Here is a 15,214-nt window from a genome sequence, read left to right as displayed (position 1 = left end):
GTCGCGCCGCTCGGGGCTGTCTGTGTCGACATCGTCAGTTCGGAACTCGAACCAGACTCCTCAGCTCTCGCGCACGATGACGAACTCCGCGAGGTCGCGGAGATACTCCAGCGGTTCGGAGTCGTCGACGCCCGAGGCGTCGAGGGCCGAAAGCGCCTCGTCGGCCTGCTTTCGGGCCCTGCGGTTCGCTTCTTCGGGGGTCAGGTCCGTCACCTGCACGAGCGACGGTCGGCCCATCTCGGCGTCCTGCCCCGTCGGCTTGCCGAGTTCTTCCGCGTCCGCGGTGGCGTCGAGCACGTCGTCGCGAATCTGGAAGGCGACGCCGACGCGGGCCGCGTAGTCGCCGAACGACTCGACGACGTGTGCGTCGCCGCCCGCGGCGACCGCGCCGAGTTCGGCCGCGGCGCGGAACAGCGCGCCCGTCTTTCGGTGGGCGAGTTGCATGTACTCGGATTCGTTGCCGGGGACCGCGACCAGTTCGGTCGCCTCGCCCTCGCCGAGTTCGACCATCGACTCGGCGACGATGCGGGTGGCGCGGTCGGACGACGACAGGAGGGCGAACGCCTCGCCGAGCAGGCCGTCGGAGGCGATGATGGCCGGCCCGTAGCCGTACTCGGCCCACGCGCTCGGCGTGCCGCGGCGGATGTCGGACCGGTCGATGATGTCGTCGACGACGAGCGAGGCGTTGTGGACGAGTTCGACGCCGACCGCGAAGTCGACGGCGTCCTCGGGGGTGCCACCGACGGCCTCGCAGGCGAGGATGGTCACGGCGGGGCGGACGCGCTTGCCCCCCGCGAGAGCGACGTGGTCGAGTTGGTCGGCGAGCTCCGACGGCTCGACCGCCGAGACGACCTCCTCAAGGCGGTCGTTTACCATCGTGACCCGGCGCTCCAGGTATTCCATTGTCGGTTCGTAGGGTTGGGTAGGGAAGTACGTACCGGATTTGGAGAAACCGAGCGCGGGAACCGCCGTTGGCGGCCGTTTTTGACCTACCGAGTGGGTCGTGATTGTGCGCCCGTTCAGGCTCCCCTCAGCCGACGCTCTGCTCGTCCACGCTGTCTTGGGTACGTACCGTGAGCGAGGCGCGTTTTTGGTGACGCGGTTGCCGAGGGCGGCTTCAGGCCGCCCGCAGCGCAAACGGTTCTATTCGAACTGCTCGATGAGTTCCGGCACGACCTGCAACCACCTTTTCCCGAACGCTCACGAGTTCGCGTCCGGGAAAAGCTGGACCAAAAACGGGAGGTGGTTACTCGAACTGCTCGATGAGTTCCGGCACGACCTCGAAGAGGTCGCCGACGATGCCGTAGTCGGCGATGTCGAAGATGGGCGCGTCCGGGTCGGTGTTGATGGCGACGATGTTCTCCGCACCCTTCATCCCGGCGACGTGCTGGACCGCGCCGGAGATGCCGATTGCGATGTAGAACTTGGGCGTGACGACCTTCCCGGACTGGCCGACCTGTCGGTCCTTCGGGAGCCAGCCGTTGTCGACGATGGGCCGCGACGACGACAGCGTCGCGCCGAGCGCGTCGGCGAGTTCCTGCACGAGTTCGATGTTCTCCTCTTCTTCGATACCGCGGCCGACGGAGACGAGCACGTCTGCGTCGGTGATGTCCACGTCGCCGCTTCCGACCTCCTCGAAGCCGGTCACGCGCGAGCGCACGCGAGACTCGTCGAGGTCGAACGAGAACGCCTCGACGGCGGGCTCGCCCGGCTCCTCGGCGGCGTCCCACTCGCCGGGTCGGACGGTGACCGCGGCGCGGTCGGCGTCGACCTCGACGGTCGATTCGACCTTCGAGGCGTACATCTCGCGGGTGACGACGAGGCCGCCGTCGTTCCGGAGGTCGATGGCGTCGGTCACGAGCGGGCGGTCGAGGCGCTCCGCGACCGCGGGGGCGTAGTCGAGGCCGTTGACCGTGTTGCCCATGAGGACGTACGTGGGGTCGAGCTCCCCGGCGAGCGCTTCGACGGCCTGTACGGACACGTCGTGGTTGAACTCGTCGCCCTCGGCGACGGTGTGAATCGCGTCAACGCCGGCGAGCGAGAGCTCCTCGGCGAAGGCGTCCACGTCGCCGCCGACGACCGCGAGGTGGAGGTCGCCGCCGGTGTCGCCGACGAGGTCGGCCCCGGCGGTCACGAGTTCGAACGACACGTCGCGGAGGCTTCCGCGGCGGTGCTCGACGACGGCGAGCACGTCGCTCATTGCGCGCCCACCCCCTTCTCGCGGAGGACGGTCGCAAGGTCGGCGGCCTGCTCCCCGGCGTCGCCCTCGAAGTAGGTCGCGTCGGACTCGGTCTCCGGCTCGTACACGTCGGTCAGGACGAGGTCGGACTCGACCGCCGCGGCGTCGAGACCGAGGTCGGAGAGCGCGAGCGGTTTGATCTCCTTCGACTGAGCCTGTCGAATCCCGCGCAGGCTCGCGTACCGCGGCTCGTTGATACCCGTCTGGATGGTGAGGACCGCGGGGAGGTCGACTTCGGTGAGCTCCTCCACGCCGCCTTCGAGTTCGCGGCGGACGCTCGCCACGCCGCCCTCTGCGTCGAGGTCGAGGGCGTTCACGACCGCGGCCCACTCGAAGTCGATGGCCGAGGCGAGCGAGACGCCGGTCGCGCCGAAGCTGTCGTCGTTCGCCTGCACGCCCGTCAGGACGAGGTCGGGGTCCTCGTCCTCGACGACCGCCGAGAGGAGGCGCGTCTTCGCGCCCACGTCGAGCAGGTCCACGCCGTCGAGCGCGTCGTCCCACACCCGGACCGCGCGGTCGACGCCCTTGGCGAGCGCCATCCGGATGGTCTCTTCGGACCGCTCGGGACCGATGGTGACGGCGACGACCTCCACGTCGTCGTCGCTCTCCTCGGAGATTTGGACGGCTTCCTCGACCGCGTACTCGTCCCACTCGTTGAGGTCGTAGTCGAGGTACTGGTCCGCCACGCTGAGCCCGTCGAGCTCGAAGTCCTCTTCGACCTCGGCGACCTCCTTGACGGTTACGAGAACTTTCATCAACGTTCACTACCGACCGGGGCGAATAAACGTTTTCGCACCGCGGCCGTCCGCACCGCAGTCGTTCGATTACTCCGCTTCGTCGTCCTCGTCCTCGTCGGGAAGCGAGATGAGGTTCTCGCGGCCGAGCCGAAGCTTCTCGACGCGTTCCTCGTCGGCCATCGCCGACAGGAGCTGTGAGACCTTGGCGTCGGACCAGCCGGTCTCCTTGACGATGTTCGCCTGCTTCATCCGCCCGCCGCTCCGTTCCAAGAGGAGTTCGACCCGCTCTTCGTCCGAGAGCAGGTCGAGGTCGACGTCGTCGTCGGACTCCTCGCCGTCGCCGTCGTCCGGCGCTGGCTCGTCGGTCGGCTCCGACACCGACTCCTGTCGCGGCTCGGGGCTCACCGACGTTCCGGCCGGCTCCGTCCCGCTCGGCCGCCGCCGGGTGAACAGGACGACGCCCGCAACGGCCACCGCGAGGATGACGGCACCGCCGCCGACGAGCGCCCACGGGACACCCTGGTCCGTGCCCGTCGAGACGTACGCCACGGTCAACTGGTCGGTCGACTCGAAGGTCCGCGGCCCCTCGACGACGACGGCGTTGTTCTCCAGGGGAAGCTCCGTGTCGCTGACGGCGTGTCCGGGCGGCGTCTGAATCGTGAGGTTCTGATTCGACCGAAGCGACGTGAGCCACGTCTCGCCGTCATCGGCCGACAGGGCGTCGCCGAGGCGCAGCCCTTCGTCGGTCTGTTCTAGGAAGTTGGTCCAGGTGAACGTCAACACGAGGACGCCGGTCCCGTTTTCGACGTATCCCCTCGTCGTCGCGTTCTGAACCGTCATCGACCGGCCGGCCTGCTCGGCGGCCATCTGACTGACGCGTCCGAAGAACGCTTCGTCGGGACCGACGTCGGTGGTTCCTTGTTCGTACTCCTGTGCGTACTCCTCGAACGCCGCGGTCTCGTTTCGCGTGTCGAGCTCGTAGCGCATCTCGATTCGCCAGTCTGCGGAGCGGTCGGCACGCAGTCGAATCGAGATTTCCGTCTGCGGCGACCGTTCGAGACTCGTCTGCTGGGCGACGACCGACGGACGCCCGAAAGCGGTTGTCTTGTCCGCGCCCGCGCGCGTGTCCACGGCGGAGACGCCGACGACCGTGTCCGCGCTCTGCGCACCGGCAGCAGCCGCGTCTGTGGCCGCCACCGGTGCTGCGACGCCGGCGACGATGGTGAGGAGGGCAACGATGAGGGCGGCGCTCCGCATACGTAAATCCGTTTCATCCGGCGATGAAAACGCTTTCCATCGATTCAACAGTGTCAGACGCCGCCGAGATGCGCTCTCCCGCCGTCGCCGACGCCGACAGCGTCAAGAGGGTCATTTTAGTACCGCCGCCGTGTACCCTCACGGCGATGAAGGCCCTCCCGCTCGTCGTCGTCATGCTCCTCGTGGCGTCGCCGGTGCTCGGCGCGGTCGGTCCCGCCGACGGTTCGACTCGCTCGATGGCTCCCGACGGGGAGGTGTCCGCACAGGTCGAGTCGCCGACCAACGAGACGACGCACGTCCTCGACGTCCCGTCGTCGGCGCTGGTTCGGTCGACGGTCGAAGCCCACCACGTCGACCTCGGTCCGTCCCTCGACTTCTCCGCACTCAGGGCCGGCGGCCAGATTCAGACGGGCGCGTCCATCGAGCGCATCGAGTCCGCGACCGACGACAGCACGCGACAACAGCTCATCCTCGACGAACTAAACAGCATCGAGCAGCGCGCGATTGCGCTCCAGAGCGCGCAGCGCTCCGCTATCGAACGGTTCAACGCCGACGACATCACCGCGCGAGACCTCCTCATCGAACTCGCGCGAATCGACGCCGAGGCGCGAGAACTCGACGAGCGGCGCGTCGCCCTCCGGGATATCACGACCGAGACGCCGGACTTCTCGATTAGCTCCGGGCGGCTCGCGGCGCTCGAACGCGAACTCGATACGTTCACCGGCCCGGTTCGGAGGCACGCCGTCTCGGTCGTGACCGGCCAGTCCGACCCCGCGCGGTTCTCCGTGCGGACGAGCGAGACCGGGGTCGTTCTCAGTGTCGTGACCGACGGCGAGTACGTCCGCGAGGCCTACCGCGCGGACCTCCGCAACCGCGACCAGAACACGGTCTCCTACGAGGAGGCGCTCGACATCGTCGCGGAGGACTACCCGACGATCTACTCAAGCCGCGCCGCGCAGAACGGGACCAACGTCATCAGTGCCGGCGACAGCCACCGCGTACGCATCAACTACAGGGACGGTCAGTTGACCGCGTACGTCGACGCCGGAACCGGACGAGTGTTCAAGGAGTCGCAGACGCGCCCCCTCGAATCGATTACGGCCCGGGACAGCGCCACCGGGGTCAGAGACGGGCTGGCGCTCACCGTGGACCGGACCTATCCCGGTGGACCGCTTCGCATCGGGTTGAACGAAAGCGAGTCGGGCGACCCGGTCGACGCGAACGTCACGATCGGACTCGAAGCCACTCAGGAGAGCACGCTGTTGGGCCACACCGGGTCCGACGGGACGATCTGGACTGTCTCGCCGTCAGCGCCCTACACCGTCACGGTCATCAGGGGTAACTCGGCGGTCGTGCTCACGACCTCGCCGACGCCCATGCCGTACCTCGCGGGGAACGCGACCGCCGCGGAAAACGGCACCTCCCCGACGGTCACGTCGACGCCGACCGAGTCGACCGAGTCGACCGGTTCCGTCTCGACGGTCTCGCAGAGCGGGCCCGCCGGCCCGCCCGCCGACGGTTGACCGGAGCTTCTTATCCCATGACGGGGCCACCCCGTCTCGATGCCTCGCCAGTTCCGCAACTCGACCCGCGGCTCGTCCGTGCTCCTCGGGAGCGTGCTCCTCATCGGCCTCGTGGTCGTCGTCGCGGCCGCCGTCGGCGCGGCGGCGTTCGACGCGGCCGACTCCTCGCCGACCCCGACGCGGCCCACGGCGCTGTCGCTGTCCGTCTCGGGTGACACGCTGTCGCTGGTTCACGAGGGCGGCGCGCCGCTGGACGTGGACTCGCTCGCGGTTCGAATCTCCGTGAATGGGGAGCCGCTCGCGCACCAACCGCCCGTGCCGTTCTTCTCGGCCAGCGGCTTCCGACCCGGCCCGACCGGCCCGTTCAACGCCGCCGCCGACTCGCGGTGGACCGTCGGCGAGACGGCGACGCTCGAACTGGCTGGGACGAACGACCCGGGCATCGAACCGGGTGCGACGGTGACCGTTCGCGTCTTCGACGGCGACACGCCGGTCGCGGCGCTCGAAGCGAGAGCGTCGTGAGTCGGCCGCGGCGAAAACGAGCGCCCGAGTCGACCTCGGCGCGGTTGGGGCTTACTCCTCCGGCGCGCGCGCGATAGTCACGATGGCCCGCGGGCTACCGGGTTGGCGCTGGAGGATGTGGTGTTCGATGTCGACGAAGCCGGCGGCCTCGAACATCCGGTCGGCCTCCTCCTCGTCGTAGAACAGCATGATGGCGTCCGCCAGTTTCTGGAAGACGCCGGACTTCGGGTCGTCGGGGCCGACGACGAGCACCTTGTTCCCCGGTTTCACGACGCGGCGGAACTCTTCGAGCGCGGTGACCGGGTTCGGCCAGTACTCGATGGAGCCGGACGACCAGATGACGTCGAAGGTGTCGTCAGCGAAGGGGAGCCGTTCGGCGTCCCCGCGGTAGAACCGGACCTCGTCGTTCTTGCCGAACTTCTCCCACGCCTTCTGCATCTGGTGGATGCTCTGGTCGAGGCCGTGAACGTCGTCGGTGTAGCGGAGCAGTCCCTCGGTTCCGAAGCCGGTGCCACAGCCCACGTCGAGGACGCGGTCGCCTTCCTGGATGTCGAGCATCTCCAGCGCCTCGTCGCGCATCTCCTCGTTCCAGATGAACGGGTTCACCCGGTCGTACACCTTCGAGAGGTACTTGTAGAACAGGCGGGCCCGCGCTTTGTTTTCGAGGACTCCCATCGCGCCGGGATTAGGACTCACCGATGATAACGGTGCGGATTCGCCGCGCGAGTCGGCGTTCGAGGGGGGTCTCGGTCGCGCCTTTCGGGGGTCTGTCGCAAACTTTCCGCAAACACCTTATACAGCGCTTGTGCAACGTTCCTGTGATACGAGTATGCCGAGACAAGAGGTTCTCGAACGAATCAAAACGGCCGAGCAGGAGGCCGACGACATCGTTGAAGAGGCCGAGGCTAAACGTGAGGAACTCGTCGCGGAGGCGCGTAGCGAAGCCGATGAGATTCGCTCCGAGGCCGAAGAAGAGGCCGCGGAACTCGAATCCGAGCGTCTACAGGAGGGACGCGCGGAGATAGAGGCGGAGCGAGAACGTATCCTCGAAGAAGGCGAGGAGGCCCGCGACGAACTAGTTGCCGAGGCGGAAGACCACATCGACGACGCGGTCGAGTTCGCCATCGGCCAATTCGAGGAGGCGGTTGATGCTCAGACCTGAGCAGATGAGCAAGGTCTCGGTGACCGGTTCGAAGGGCGTCATGCCCGAGGTCATCGAAGCTACCCACGACCTCCGACTGCTGCACGTCACCGAATACGACGGCTCGTGGCGGGAGGAGTTCGGATTCGAGACGGGGACGCCGATCGAAGGCGCCGAGAGCGCCTCCGATAAACTCGTCACCATCCGCTCGCTCAAGAGCATCCTCGGCGTCGAAGAGACCGAGGCCGGCCGCCAGCGCATCGTCCCGGACGACGCGCTCGAAGAGCCCCTCGAAGAGATCCGCACCGAGGTCAACGAACTGGACGACCGTCGCTCCGAACTGCGGAGCCGCCTCGACGACATCGACGAAGAGGTCGACGCGATGGAGCCGTTTGTCGACCTCGGAATCGACCTCGACCTGCTTTCGGGCTACGAGTCCCTGCAGGTCGTCGTCGGTCAGGGGAAGGTCGAAACCGTCGAGCGAGCGGTCGTCGACGCCGACGACATCAACGCCTACGAGATATTCTCGGGCGAGCGAACCCACGCGATTTTCGGCCGTCCCACGGAGGACGCGTCGGAGACTGCGCTCGTGGACGCGCTCGTCGGCACGGACTTCGCGACGCTCGAAATCCCGGACGCCGAGGGGAGCCCCGAAGACTACATCCAGGACCTCCAGCAGCAGAAGCGCGAGCTGGAATCGAAGCTCAACACCGTCGAGTCCGAACTGAACGACATCGCCGTCGAAGAGGGCGAGTTCCTCCTCGCGGCCGAGGAGCGACTGGCGATCGACGTCCAGAAGACGGAAGCGCCGCTGTCGTTCGCGACGACCGAGAACGCCTTCGTCGCAGAGGGCTGGATTCCCACTGAGCGATACAACGAGTTCGCAACCGGGCTGAAGGACGCCGTCGGCGAGCACGTCGACGTCGAAGAGATCGAACGCGCCGAGTTCTCGCGCGACGGGCACGACCACGCGCGCGAAGAGGTCGCCGAGAGCGGTAGTGCGGTCGCGGCCACCGACGGCGGAACGGTCTCGATGTCCAGCGACGACCCACCGGTCGTCCAGAAGAACGGCGGCGCGGTCGAGCCGTTCGAACTCCTCGTTCAGGCGGTCAACCGCCCGAACTACTACGAGTTCGACCCGACGGTCATCCTGTTCCTGACGTTCCCGACGTTCTTCGGGTTCATGATCGGTGACTTCGGGTACGGTGTCATCTACACCGCCATCGGCTTTTTCCTCTACTCGAAGTTCGACGACGGCGCGCTCAAGAGCATGGGTGGCGTCACCCTCGCCGCGGGGCTGTTCACGACGCTGTTCGGCATCCTCTACGGCGAGATATTCGGCTTCCACCTCATCACCCAGTACTTCTGGGAGGGGATGCTCGGGCTGTCGCACCCGCCCATCGAGAAGGGGCTGTCGCCGGCCACCGCTGAGTGGGCCCTCGGTTGGCTCACCGTGAGCGTCGTCGTCGGTATCATCCACGTCAACGTGGGCTACATCTTCGACTTCGTCGAGAGCTACGAGCTCCACGGCGCGAAGGAGGCGGTCCTCGAAAGCGGTTCGTGGATCCTCATGCTGAACGGGCTGTGGATCTGGATCTTCAGCGACGCCCTCGGTGGCGTCCCGCCGGAGTTCCTGTTCACCACGTTCGCCGCTGACGGGCTCATCCCGCTCGGCTTCTCCGGCTTCTCGTTCACCGTCGGCTGGGTCGGCTTCGGGCTGTACATGCTCGGCGCGGTGCTGCTCGGGATGGCCGAACTGGCCGAACTCGTCGAGTTCGCCGCCCCGCTGTCGAACGTCCTGTCGTACACGCGTCTCGGCGCGGTCCTCATCGCGAAGGCGTCGATGGCGTTCGCCGTCAACCTGCTCGTCTTCGGCGTGTTCGTCACCGGCGAAGGGAGCGAGGCGGAGTGGCACTTCGGTCTGGGCCACATGTATCACGTCGGCGATATGTACCACGGCCACGAGGTGACCGAAGTCATGTTCGGCGGTCTCTTCCATTCGGGGGCCGCGGGCGTCGTGGGCGGGCTGCTCGTCCTCGTCGTCGGCCACCTCGTCGTCCTCGCGCTCGGCGTCACGAGCGCCGGCCTGCAGGCCGTGCGTCTCGAATACGTCGAGTTCTTCAACAAGTTCTTCGAGGGCGGCGGTCGCGAGTACATGCCGTTCGGCTACGACCGCGAGTTCACGACCGAAGACTAACCCTCTAATCGGTCCTTTTTTGACTTTGTCCGTTCGGAGCGACTGCTTTTGCAATGACGACGATTCCACCGTCGTAGACAGACTGCTCCGAACGTTTTGGGAACCTTTATGATACGGCTGCCAGCACATACGGACGTTCGGAGACGACAATCCGGTACTCAGGAACACACAATGATTGAAGCAATCGAACCCCTCATGACTGTACTGCAGAGTGAAGCCGCTTCCTCACCCGCTATTACCTCCGACGCTGCGGCGGCCCTGGCCGTCGGTCTCGCCGCCTTCGGCGCCGGCTACGCGGAGCGTGGCATCGGTTCCGCCGCGATGGGCGCCATCGCAGAAGACGAGGACCTCTTCGTCAACGGGCTGATCCTTACGGTTCTCCCCGAGACCCTCGTCATCCTCGCGCTGGTCGTTGTCTTCGCGGCCTAAGCACCCCCTCTCTTTCCCATCATGAGTTTGGACAACGTTGTTGAGGACATCCGAGACGAAGCCCGCGCACGTGCGGAGGAAATCAAAGAGGCCGGCGAAGAACGAGCCGAAACGATTCGTTCCGAAGCCGAGGCCGAAGCCGAAGCGCTCGTCGAAGAGCGCGAGGCCGAAGTTGAGCGACAACTCGAACGGGAGCGCGAACAGGCGCTCTCCAGCGCGAAGCTCGAAGCCAAGCAGGCCCGGCTGAGCGCCCGCCGCGACGTGCTTCAGCGCGTCCGCGAGCAGGTCGAGACCGAGCTCGCAGAGCTTGAGGGCGACCGACGCGAGGAGTTGACCAAAACCCTCCTCGACGCCGCCTCCGTCGAGTTCGAAGACGAGGACGAGGTCCTCGTCTACGGCCGTGCGTCCGACGCTGGCCTCCTCGAAGATATCCTCTCCAATTACGACGGTTACGAACTTGCCGGTGAGCGCGACTGCCTCGGTGGCGTCGTGGTCGAAGGCACGAATTCGCGCGTTCGGGTGAACAACACCTTCGACTCGGTCCTCGACACAGTCTGGGAGGACAACCTGAAGGAAGTGAGTACGCGACTGTTCGACGACCAATGAGCACTGCTGGCGGCTCGAATCCCGAATACGTTATCGCTCGTGTTCGAGCGCGGCGCAGTGCGCTGTTCGGCGAAGAGGACTACCGCAAACTGGTCCGTATGAGTCCGGCCGAAATCGCCCGATTCATGGAGGACTCGGAGTACGAGACCGAGATCAACGCCCTCGGGAGTCGGTTCTCCGGCGTCGACCTCATCGAGTACGCGCTGAACCAGAACCTGGCGAAGCAGTTCAACGACATCCTCGACTGGTCGGGCGGCCGCCTCTACGGCCTCATCGCGCGTTACCTCCGGAAGTTCGACGCGTGGAACGTCAAGACGATTATCCGCGGCCTCTACTCCGACACCCCCCGCGAGGAGGTCGAAGCCGACCTCATCCGCGCCGGGGAGTTCAGCGACAGCCTCATCTCGCGTCTGCTCGATGCGACGGAGATCGAGGAGGTCGTCGAACAGCTGTCGGGGACGGTTTTCGGAGAGGGACTCGCGAAGGCGTACGACGACTTCGAGACCGTGGGCGTTCTCGTTCCGCTCGAAAACGCCGTCGACCGCGCCTTCTACGAGCAGTTGCTCGAAGGGCTCGTCGTCAGCGAGGAAACCGAGCAGTACCACGAGTTCCTCCAGGCGGAGATAGACTTCCGAAACGCCCGCAACGCGCTCCGAATCGCTCGCAGCGGCACCGACCTCGACCCCGTGGACTACTTCATCGAGGGCGGTGCGTTGTTCCGCGCCGGGGAGATCGCGTCGCTGGCGACCAGTCCGGACGAACTGGTGTCGAAGATCCGTGACAGCCGGTACGGCGACCGCCTCTCGTCGGCCCTCTCGGACCTCGAAGAGGCGGACAGCCTCATCGGCTTCGAGCGCGCCCTCGACGCGGCGCTCTTGGAGTACGCGGACACGCTCGGTTACGTGTTCCCGCTTTCTGTCACGCCAATCGTCTCGTACATCCTCGCCAAGGAGCGCGAGGTCGACAACATTCGGGCGATCGCCCGCGGCCGCGAGGCCGGGCTGGACCCCGATGCAATAGAAGAGGAGCTGGTCACCATATGAGCCAGGAAATCGCAGTTATCGGCAGTCCGGACTTCACCACGGGCTTTCGGCTTGCGGGTGTCCGCAAGTTCGAGAACGTCCCGGACGAAGCGAAGGACGACGAACTCGACGAGGCCGTGACGCGGACGCTGGAGGACGAGGACGTCGGCATCATCGTGATGCACGAAGACGACCTCGACCACCTCTCGCGTACCGCGCGGCAGTCGGTCGAGCGAAGCATCGAGCCGACGCTCGTGACGCTCGGCGGTTCCGGCGGCGCGAGCGGCCTCCGTGACCAGATCAAGAGAGCAATCGGTATCGATCTGATGGACGAATAACCAAACATGAGTCAGGCAACACAAGATTCCGTTCGCGAGGACGGTGTCATCGCAAGCGTGAGTGGTCCGGTCGTGACCGCCCGTGGCCTCGACGCCCGCATGAACGACGTCGTCTACGTCGGCGACGAAGGGCTGATGGGCGAGGTCATCGAAATCGAGGGCGACCTCACGACTATTCAGGTGTACGAAGAGACCTCCGGTGTCGGTCCCGGCGAACCCGTCGAGAGTACGGGCGAACCGCTGACCGTCGACCTCGGTCCGGGGATGATGGACGCCATCTACGACGGCGTCCAGCGTCCGCTGGACGTGCTGGAGTCGAAGATGAACTCGGCGTTCCTCGACCGCGGTGTCGACGCGCCGGGTATCGACCTCGAAAAGGAGTGGGAGTTCGAACCCACCGTCTCCGAGGGCGACGAGGTCGCCTCCGGCGACGTCGTGGGGACGGTCCCCGAGACCGTGACCATCGAGCACAAGGTCATGGTCCCGCCGGACTTCGAGGGCGGCGAGGTCGTCGCCGTCGAGGAAGGCGAGTTCTCCGTCACCGAGACGGTCGTCGAACTCGACAACGGCGAAGAAATCACGATGCACCAGGAGTGGCCGGTGCGTCAGGCGCGCCCCGCCGCCGAGAAGAAGACCCCGCGCGAACCCCTCGTTTCGGGACAGCGCATCCTCGACGGTCTGTTCCCCATCGCGAAGGGCGGAACGGCCGCGATTCCGGGTCCGTTCGGCTCCGGGAAGACGGTCACGCAGCACCAGCTCGCCAAGTGGGCCGACGCGGACATCGTCGTCTACGTCGGCTGTGGCGAGCGCGGCAACGAGATGACCGAGGTTATCGAGGACTTCCCGGAACTCGACGACCCGAAGACGGGCAACCCGCTTATGGCCCGGACGTGCCTCATCGCGAACACGTCCAACATGCCCGTGGCGGCCCGCGAGTCCTGTATCTACACCGGCATCACCATCGCGGAGTACTACCGCGACATGGGATACGACGTTGCGCTCATGGCCGACTCCACCTCCCGGTGGGCCGAGGCCATGCGCGAGATTTCGTCGCGTCTCGAAGAGATGCCCGGCGAAGAGGGGTACCCCGCGTACCTCGCCGCGCGTCTCTCCGAGTTCTACGAGCGCGCCGGCTACTTCACGACCGTCAACGGCGAGGAAGGCTCCGTCTCCGTCATCGGCGCGGTTTCGCCGCCGGGCGGCGACTTCTCCGAGCCGGTCACGCAGAACACCCTGCGTATCGTCAAGACGTTCTGGGCGCTCGACGCGGACCTCGCAGAGCGCCGTCACTTCCCGGCGATTAACTGGAACGAGTCGTACTCGCTCTACCAAGAGCAGCTCGACCCGTGGTTCGTCGAGAACGTCGAGGACGACTGGGCCGAAGAGCGCCAGTGGGCCGTCGACGTGCTCGACGAGGAGAACGAACTGCAGGAAATCGTTCAGCTCGTCGGTAAGGACGCCCTGCCGGAGGACCAGCAGTTGACCCTCGAAATCGCTCGCTACCTCCGTGAGGCGTACCTCCAGCAGAACGCGTTCCACCCGACGGACACGTACTGCTCCCCCGAGAAGACGTACGGAATCCTCACCGCCATCCACACGTTCAACGACGAGGCGTTCAAGGCGCTCGAAGCCGGCGTCCCCGTCGAAGAGATTCAGGCCATCGAGGCGGCTCCCCGGCTGAACCGCATTGGTGTGCAGGAAGACTGGGAGGCGTACATCGAGGACCTCAAAGCAGAGATCACCGAGCAGCTCCGCGAGCTGTACTGAGACCATGAAGGAATACCAGACCATCACCGAAATCAGCGGCCCGCTGGTGTTCGCCGAGGTCGACGAGCCGATCGGTTACGACGAAATCGTCGAAATCGAGACGCCCCAAGGCGAAACCAAGCGCGGACAGGTTCTCGAATCCTCCGAGGGCCTCGTCGCGATTCAGGTGTTCGAAGGCACGAGCGGTATCGACAGGAACGCGTCCGTCAGGTTCCTCGGCGAGACCCTCAAGATGCCCGTGACCGAGGACCTCCTCGGGCGCGTGCTCGACGGGTCCGGCCAGCCAATCGACGGCGGCCCCGAAATCGTTCCCGACGAGCGTCGGGACATCGTCGGCGCGGCAATCAACCCCTACTCCCGCGAGTACCCCGAGGAGTTCATCCAGACCGGCGTCTCCGCCATCGACGGCATGAACACCCTCGTCCGCGGCCAGAAGCTCCCAATCTTCTCCGCGTCGGGGCTTCCCCACAACAACCTCGCGCTCCAGATCGCCCGTCAGGCGACGGTGCCCGAGGACGAAGAAAGCGGCGAGGAGTCCGAGTTCGCAGTCGTCTTCGGCGCGATGGGTATCACGCAGGAAGAGGCGAACGAGTTCATGGAGGACTTCGAGCGCACGGGCGCACTCGAGCGCTCCGTCGTCTTCACGAACCTCGCGGACGACCCCGCAGTCGAGCGGACGGTCACGCCGCGTCTCGCGCTGACGACCGCCGAGTACCTCGCGTTCGACAAGGACTACCACGTCCTCGTCATCCTGACCGACATGACCAACTACTGCGAGGCGCTCCGCGAGATCGGTGCGGCTCGCGAAGAGGTCCCCGGTCGCCGTGGCTACCCGGGTTACATGTACACCGACCTCGCACAGCTCTACGAGCGCGCAGGTCGCATCCAAGGTCGCGACGGGTCCGTCACGCAGATTCCCATCCTCACGATGCCGGGTGACGACGACACGCACCCGATTCCTGACCTGACCGGCTACATCACGGAAGGCCAGATATACATCGACCGCGACCTCAACTCGCAGGGCATCCGCCCGCCGATCAACCCGCTTCCGTCCCTGTCGCGTCTCATGGACGACGGTATCGGCGAGGGGCTCACCCGCGAGGACCACGCCGACGTGTCCGACCAGATGTACGCGGCGTACGCGGAGGGTGAAGACCTGCGCGACCTCGTGAACATCGTCGGCCGCGAGGCGCTGTCGGAGCGCGACAACAAGTACCTCGACTTCGCCGAGCGCTTCGAAGCCGAGTTCGTCAATCAGGGCTTCGACACGGACCGGTCCATCGAGGACACCCTCGACATCGGCTGGGACCTCCTGTCGACGCTCCCGAAGTCCGAGCTCAACCGTATCGACGAAGAGCTCATCGAGGACTACTACGACGAAGACGCCGAGTCGGTCGAAGCGGAAGCCTAGACCGCGGCGAACGCCGCGTTCGTCC

15 protein-coding genes are annotated in these 15,214 nt (G+C 66.0%); 10 read left to right on the top strand and 5 right to left on the bottom strand.

The window, feature by feature from the left end; translation table 11 throughout:
• Positions 1 to 60 precede the first annotated feature (60 nt).
• From BN996_RS13280 to BN996_RS13265, 4 genes are all read right to left on the bottom strand, one after another.
• Positions 61 to 903 (bottom strand): polyprenyl synthetase family protein, encoded by an 843-nt coding sequence (locus BN996_RS13280; RefSeq protein WP_089779687.1) that lies wholly within the window; start codon positions 901 to 903, stop codon positions 61 to 63.
• A gap of 343 nt (positions 904 to 1,246) precedes the next feature.
• A complete protein-coding gene (locus BN996_RS13275; RefSeq protein ID WP_089779685.1) occupies positions 1,247 to 2,200 on the bottom strand; it encodes an electron transfer flavoprotein subunit alpha/FixB family protein in 954 nt (317 codons plus the stop codon).
• Entirely contained in the window at positions 2,197 to 2,994 is a 798-nt protein-coding gene (locus BN996_RS13270) for an electron transfer flavoprotein subunit beta/FixA family protein (RefSeq protein WP_089779682.1), read from the bottom strand. Before BN996_RS13270 ends, BN996_RS13275 begins: the two co-directional genes overlap by 4 nt.
• A gap of 69 nt (positions 2,995 to 3,063) precedes the next feature.
• Complete coding sequence (locus BN996_RS13265) at positions 3,064 to 4,233, bottom strand: helix-turn-helix transcriptional regulator (protein ID WP_089779680.1); 1,170 nt, start codon at positions 4,231 to 4,233, stop codon at positions 3,064 to 3,066.
• Between the two features lie 146 nt (positions 4,234 to 4,379).
• On the opposite strand from BN996_RS13265, the gene BN996_RS13260 reads away from it, so the two are divergent.
• Both BN996_RS13260 and BN996_RS13255 read left to right on the top strand, forming a co-directional pair.
• A complete protein-coding gene (locus BN996_RS13260; protein ID WP_089779678.1) occupies positions 4,380 to 5,756 on the top strand; it encodes a DUF7094 domain-containing protein in 1,377 nt (458 codons plus the stop codon).
• Between the two features lie 39 nt (positions 5,757 to 5,795).
• Complete coding sequence (locus tag BN996_RS13255) at positions 5,796 to 6,278, top strand: type IV pilin domain-containing protein (RefSeq protein WP_089779676.1); 483 nt, start codon at positions 5,796 to 5,798, stop codon at positions 6,276 to 6,278.
• A 51-nt stretch (positions 6,279 to 6,329) separates the two neighbouring features.
• Here BN996_RS13255 and BN996_RS13250 read toward each other — a convergent pair whose 3' ends face one another.
• Entirely contained in the window at positions 6,330 to 6,953 is a 624-nt protein-coding gene (locus BN996_RS13250; RefSeq protein WP_089779674.1) for a methyltransferase domain-containing protein, read from the bottom strand.
• 154 nt (positions 6,954 to 7,107) lie between these two features.
• On the opposite strand from BN996_RS13250, the gene ahaH reads away from it, so the two are divergent.
• From ahaH to BN996_RS13210, 8 genes are all read left to right on the top strand, one after another.
• Positions 7,108 to 7,440, top strand: a complete 333-nt coding sequence (gene ahaH, locus BN996_RS13245) for an ATP synthase archaeal subunit H (protein WP_089779672.1) — start codon at positions 7,108 to 7,110, stop codon at positions 7,438 to 7,440.
• A complete protein-coding gene (locus BN996_RS13240) occupies positions 7,427 to 9,616 on the top strand; it encodes a V-type ATP synthase subunit I (RefSeq protein WP_089779670.1) in 2,190 nt (729 codons plus the stop codon). The genes ahaH and BN996_RS13240 overlap by 14 nt, the downstream gene beginning before the upstream one ends.
• Before the next feature lie 171 nt (positions 9,617 to 9,787).
• Positions 9,788 to 10,045 (top strand): F0F1 ATP synthase subunit C, encoded by a 258-nt coding sequence (locus tag BN996_RS13235; protein ID WP_089779668.1) that lies wholly within the window; start codon positions 9,788 to 9,790, stop codon positions 10,043 to 10,045.
• A gap of 21 nt (positions 10,046 to 10,066) precedes the next feature.
• Positions 10,067 to 10,651, top strand: a complete 585-nt coding sequence (locus BN996_RS13230; protein WP_089779666.1) for a V-type ATP synthase subunit E — start codon at positions 10,067 to 10,069, stop codon at positions 10,649 to 10,651.
• A complete protein-coding gene (locus BN996_RS13225; protein ID WP_089779664.1) occupies positions 10,648 to 11,694 on the top strand; it encodes a V-type ATP synthase subunit C in 1,047 nt (348 codons plus the stop codon). Before BN996_RS13230 ends, BN996_RS13225 begins: the two co-directional genes overlap by 4 nt.
• Positions 11,691 to 12,011 (top strand): V-type ATP synthase subunit F, encoded by a 321-nt coding sequence (locus tag BN996_RS13220; RefSeq protein ID WP_089779662.1) that lies wholly within the window; start codon positions 11,691 to 11,693, stop codon positions 12,009 to 12,011. Before BN996_RS13225 ends, BN996_RS13220 begins: the two co-directional genes overlap by 4 nt.
• A gap of 6 nt (positions 12,012 to 12,017) precedes the next feature.
• Positions 12,018 to 13,778, top strand: a complete 1,761-nt coding sequence (locus BN996_RS13215) for an ATP synthase subunit A (RefSeq protein WP_089779660.1) — start codon at positions 12,018 to 12,020, stop codon at positions 13,776 to 13,778.
• A gap of 4 nt (positions 13,779 to 13,782) precedes the next feature.
• Positions 13,783 to 15,189 (top strand): ATP synthase subunit B, encoded by a 1,407-nt coding sequence (locus tag BN996_RS13210; RefSeq protein WP_089779658.1) that lies wholly within the window; start codon positions 13,783 to 13,785, stop codon positions 15,187 to 15,189.
• The last annotated feature ends 25 nt before the right edge of the window (positions 15,190 to 15,214 follow it).

The sequence above is a fragment of the Haloferax massiliensis genome (assembly GCF_001368915.1).
GTDB classification, from domain to species: domain Archaea; phylum Halobacteriota; class Halobacteria; order Halobacteriales; family Haloferacaceae; genus Haloferax; species Haloferax massiliensis.
Note: the sequence above shows the minus strand (reverse complement) of the source record. Positions and strands in the feature narration are given on the sequence as shown.

Excerpts from the sequence above, each read along its gene's own strand:
- BN996_RS13265 (WP_089779680.1), bottom strand. The coding sequence starts at position 4,233 with ATGCGGAGCGCCGCCCTCATCGTTGCCCTCCTCACCATCGTCGCCGGC.
- BN996_RS13215 (WP_089779660.1), top strand. The coding sequence starts at position 12,018 with ATGAGTCAGGCAACACAAGATTCCGTTCGCGAGGACGGTGTCATCGCA.
- BN996_RS13230 (WP_089779666.1), top strand. The coding sequence starts at position 10,067 with ATGAGTTTGGACAACGTTGTTGAGGACATCCGAGACGAAGCCCGCGCA.
- ahaH (WP_089779672.1), top strand. The coding sequence starts at position 7,108 with ATGCCGAGACAAGAGGTTCTCGAACGAATCAAAACGGCCGAGCAGGAG.
- BN996_RS13210 (WP_089779658.1), top strand. The coding sequence starts at position 13,783 with ATGAAGGAATACCAGACCATCACCGAAATCAGCGGCCCGCTGGTGTTC.
- BN996_RS13240 (WP_089779670.1), top strand. The coding sequence starts at position 7,427 with ATGCTCAGACCTGAGCAGATGAGCAAGGTCTCGGTGACCGGTTCGAAG.
- BN996_RS13275 (WP_089779685.1), bottom strand. The coding sequence starts at position 2,200 with ATGAGCGACGTGCTCGCCGTCGTCGAGCACCGCCGCGGAAGCCTCCGC.
- BN996_RS13270 (WP_089779682.1), bottom strand. The coding sequence starts at position 2,994 with ATGAAAGTTCTCGTAACCGTCAAGGAGGTCGCCGAGGTCGAAGAGGAC.
- BN996_RS13255 (WP_089779676.1), top strand. The coding sequence starts at position 5,796 with ATGCCTCGCCAGTTCCGCAACTCGACCCGCGGCTCGTCCGTGCTCCTC.
- BN996_RS13220 (WP_089779662.1), top strand. The coding sequence starts at position 11,691 with ATGAGCCAGGAAATCGCAGTTATCGGCAGTCCGGACTTCACCACGGGC.
- BN996_RS13280 (WP_089779687.1), bottom strand. The coding sequence starts at position 903 with ATGGAATACCTGGAGCGCCGGGTCACGATGGTAAACGACCGCCTTGAG.
- BN996_RS13250 (WP_089779674.1), bottom strand. The coding sequence starts at position 6,953 with ATGGGAGTCCTCGAAAACAAAGCGCGGGCCCGCCTGTTCTACAAGTAC.
- BN996_RS13225 (WP_089779664.1), top strand. The coding sequence starts at position 10,648 with ATGAGCACTGCTGGCGGCTCGAATCCCGAATACGTTATCGCTCGTGTT.
- BN996_RS13235 (WP_089779668.1), top strand. The coding sequence starts at position 9,788 with ATGATTGAAGCAATCGAACCCCTCATGACTGTACTGCAGAGTGAAGCC.
- BN996_RS13260 (WP_089779678.1), top strand. The coding sequence starts at position 4,380 with ATGAAGGCCCTCCCGCTCGTCGTCGTCATGCTCCTCGTGGCGTCGCCG.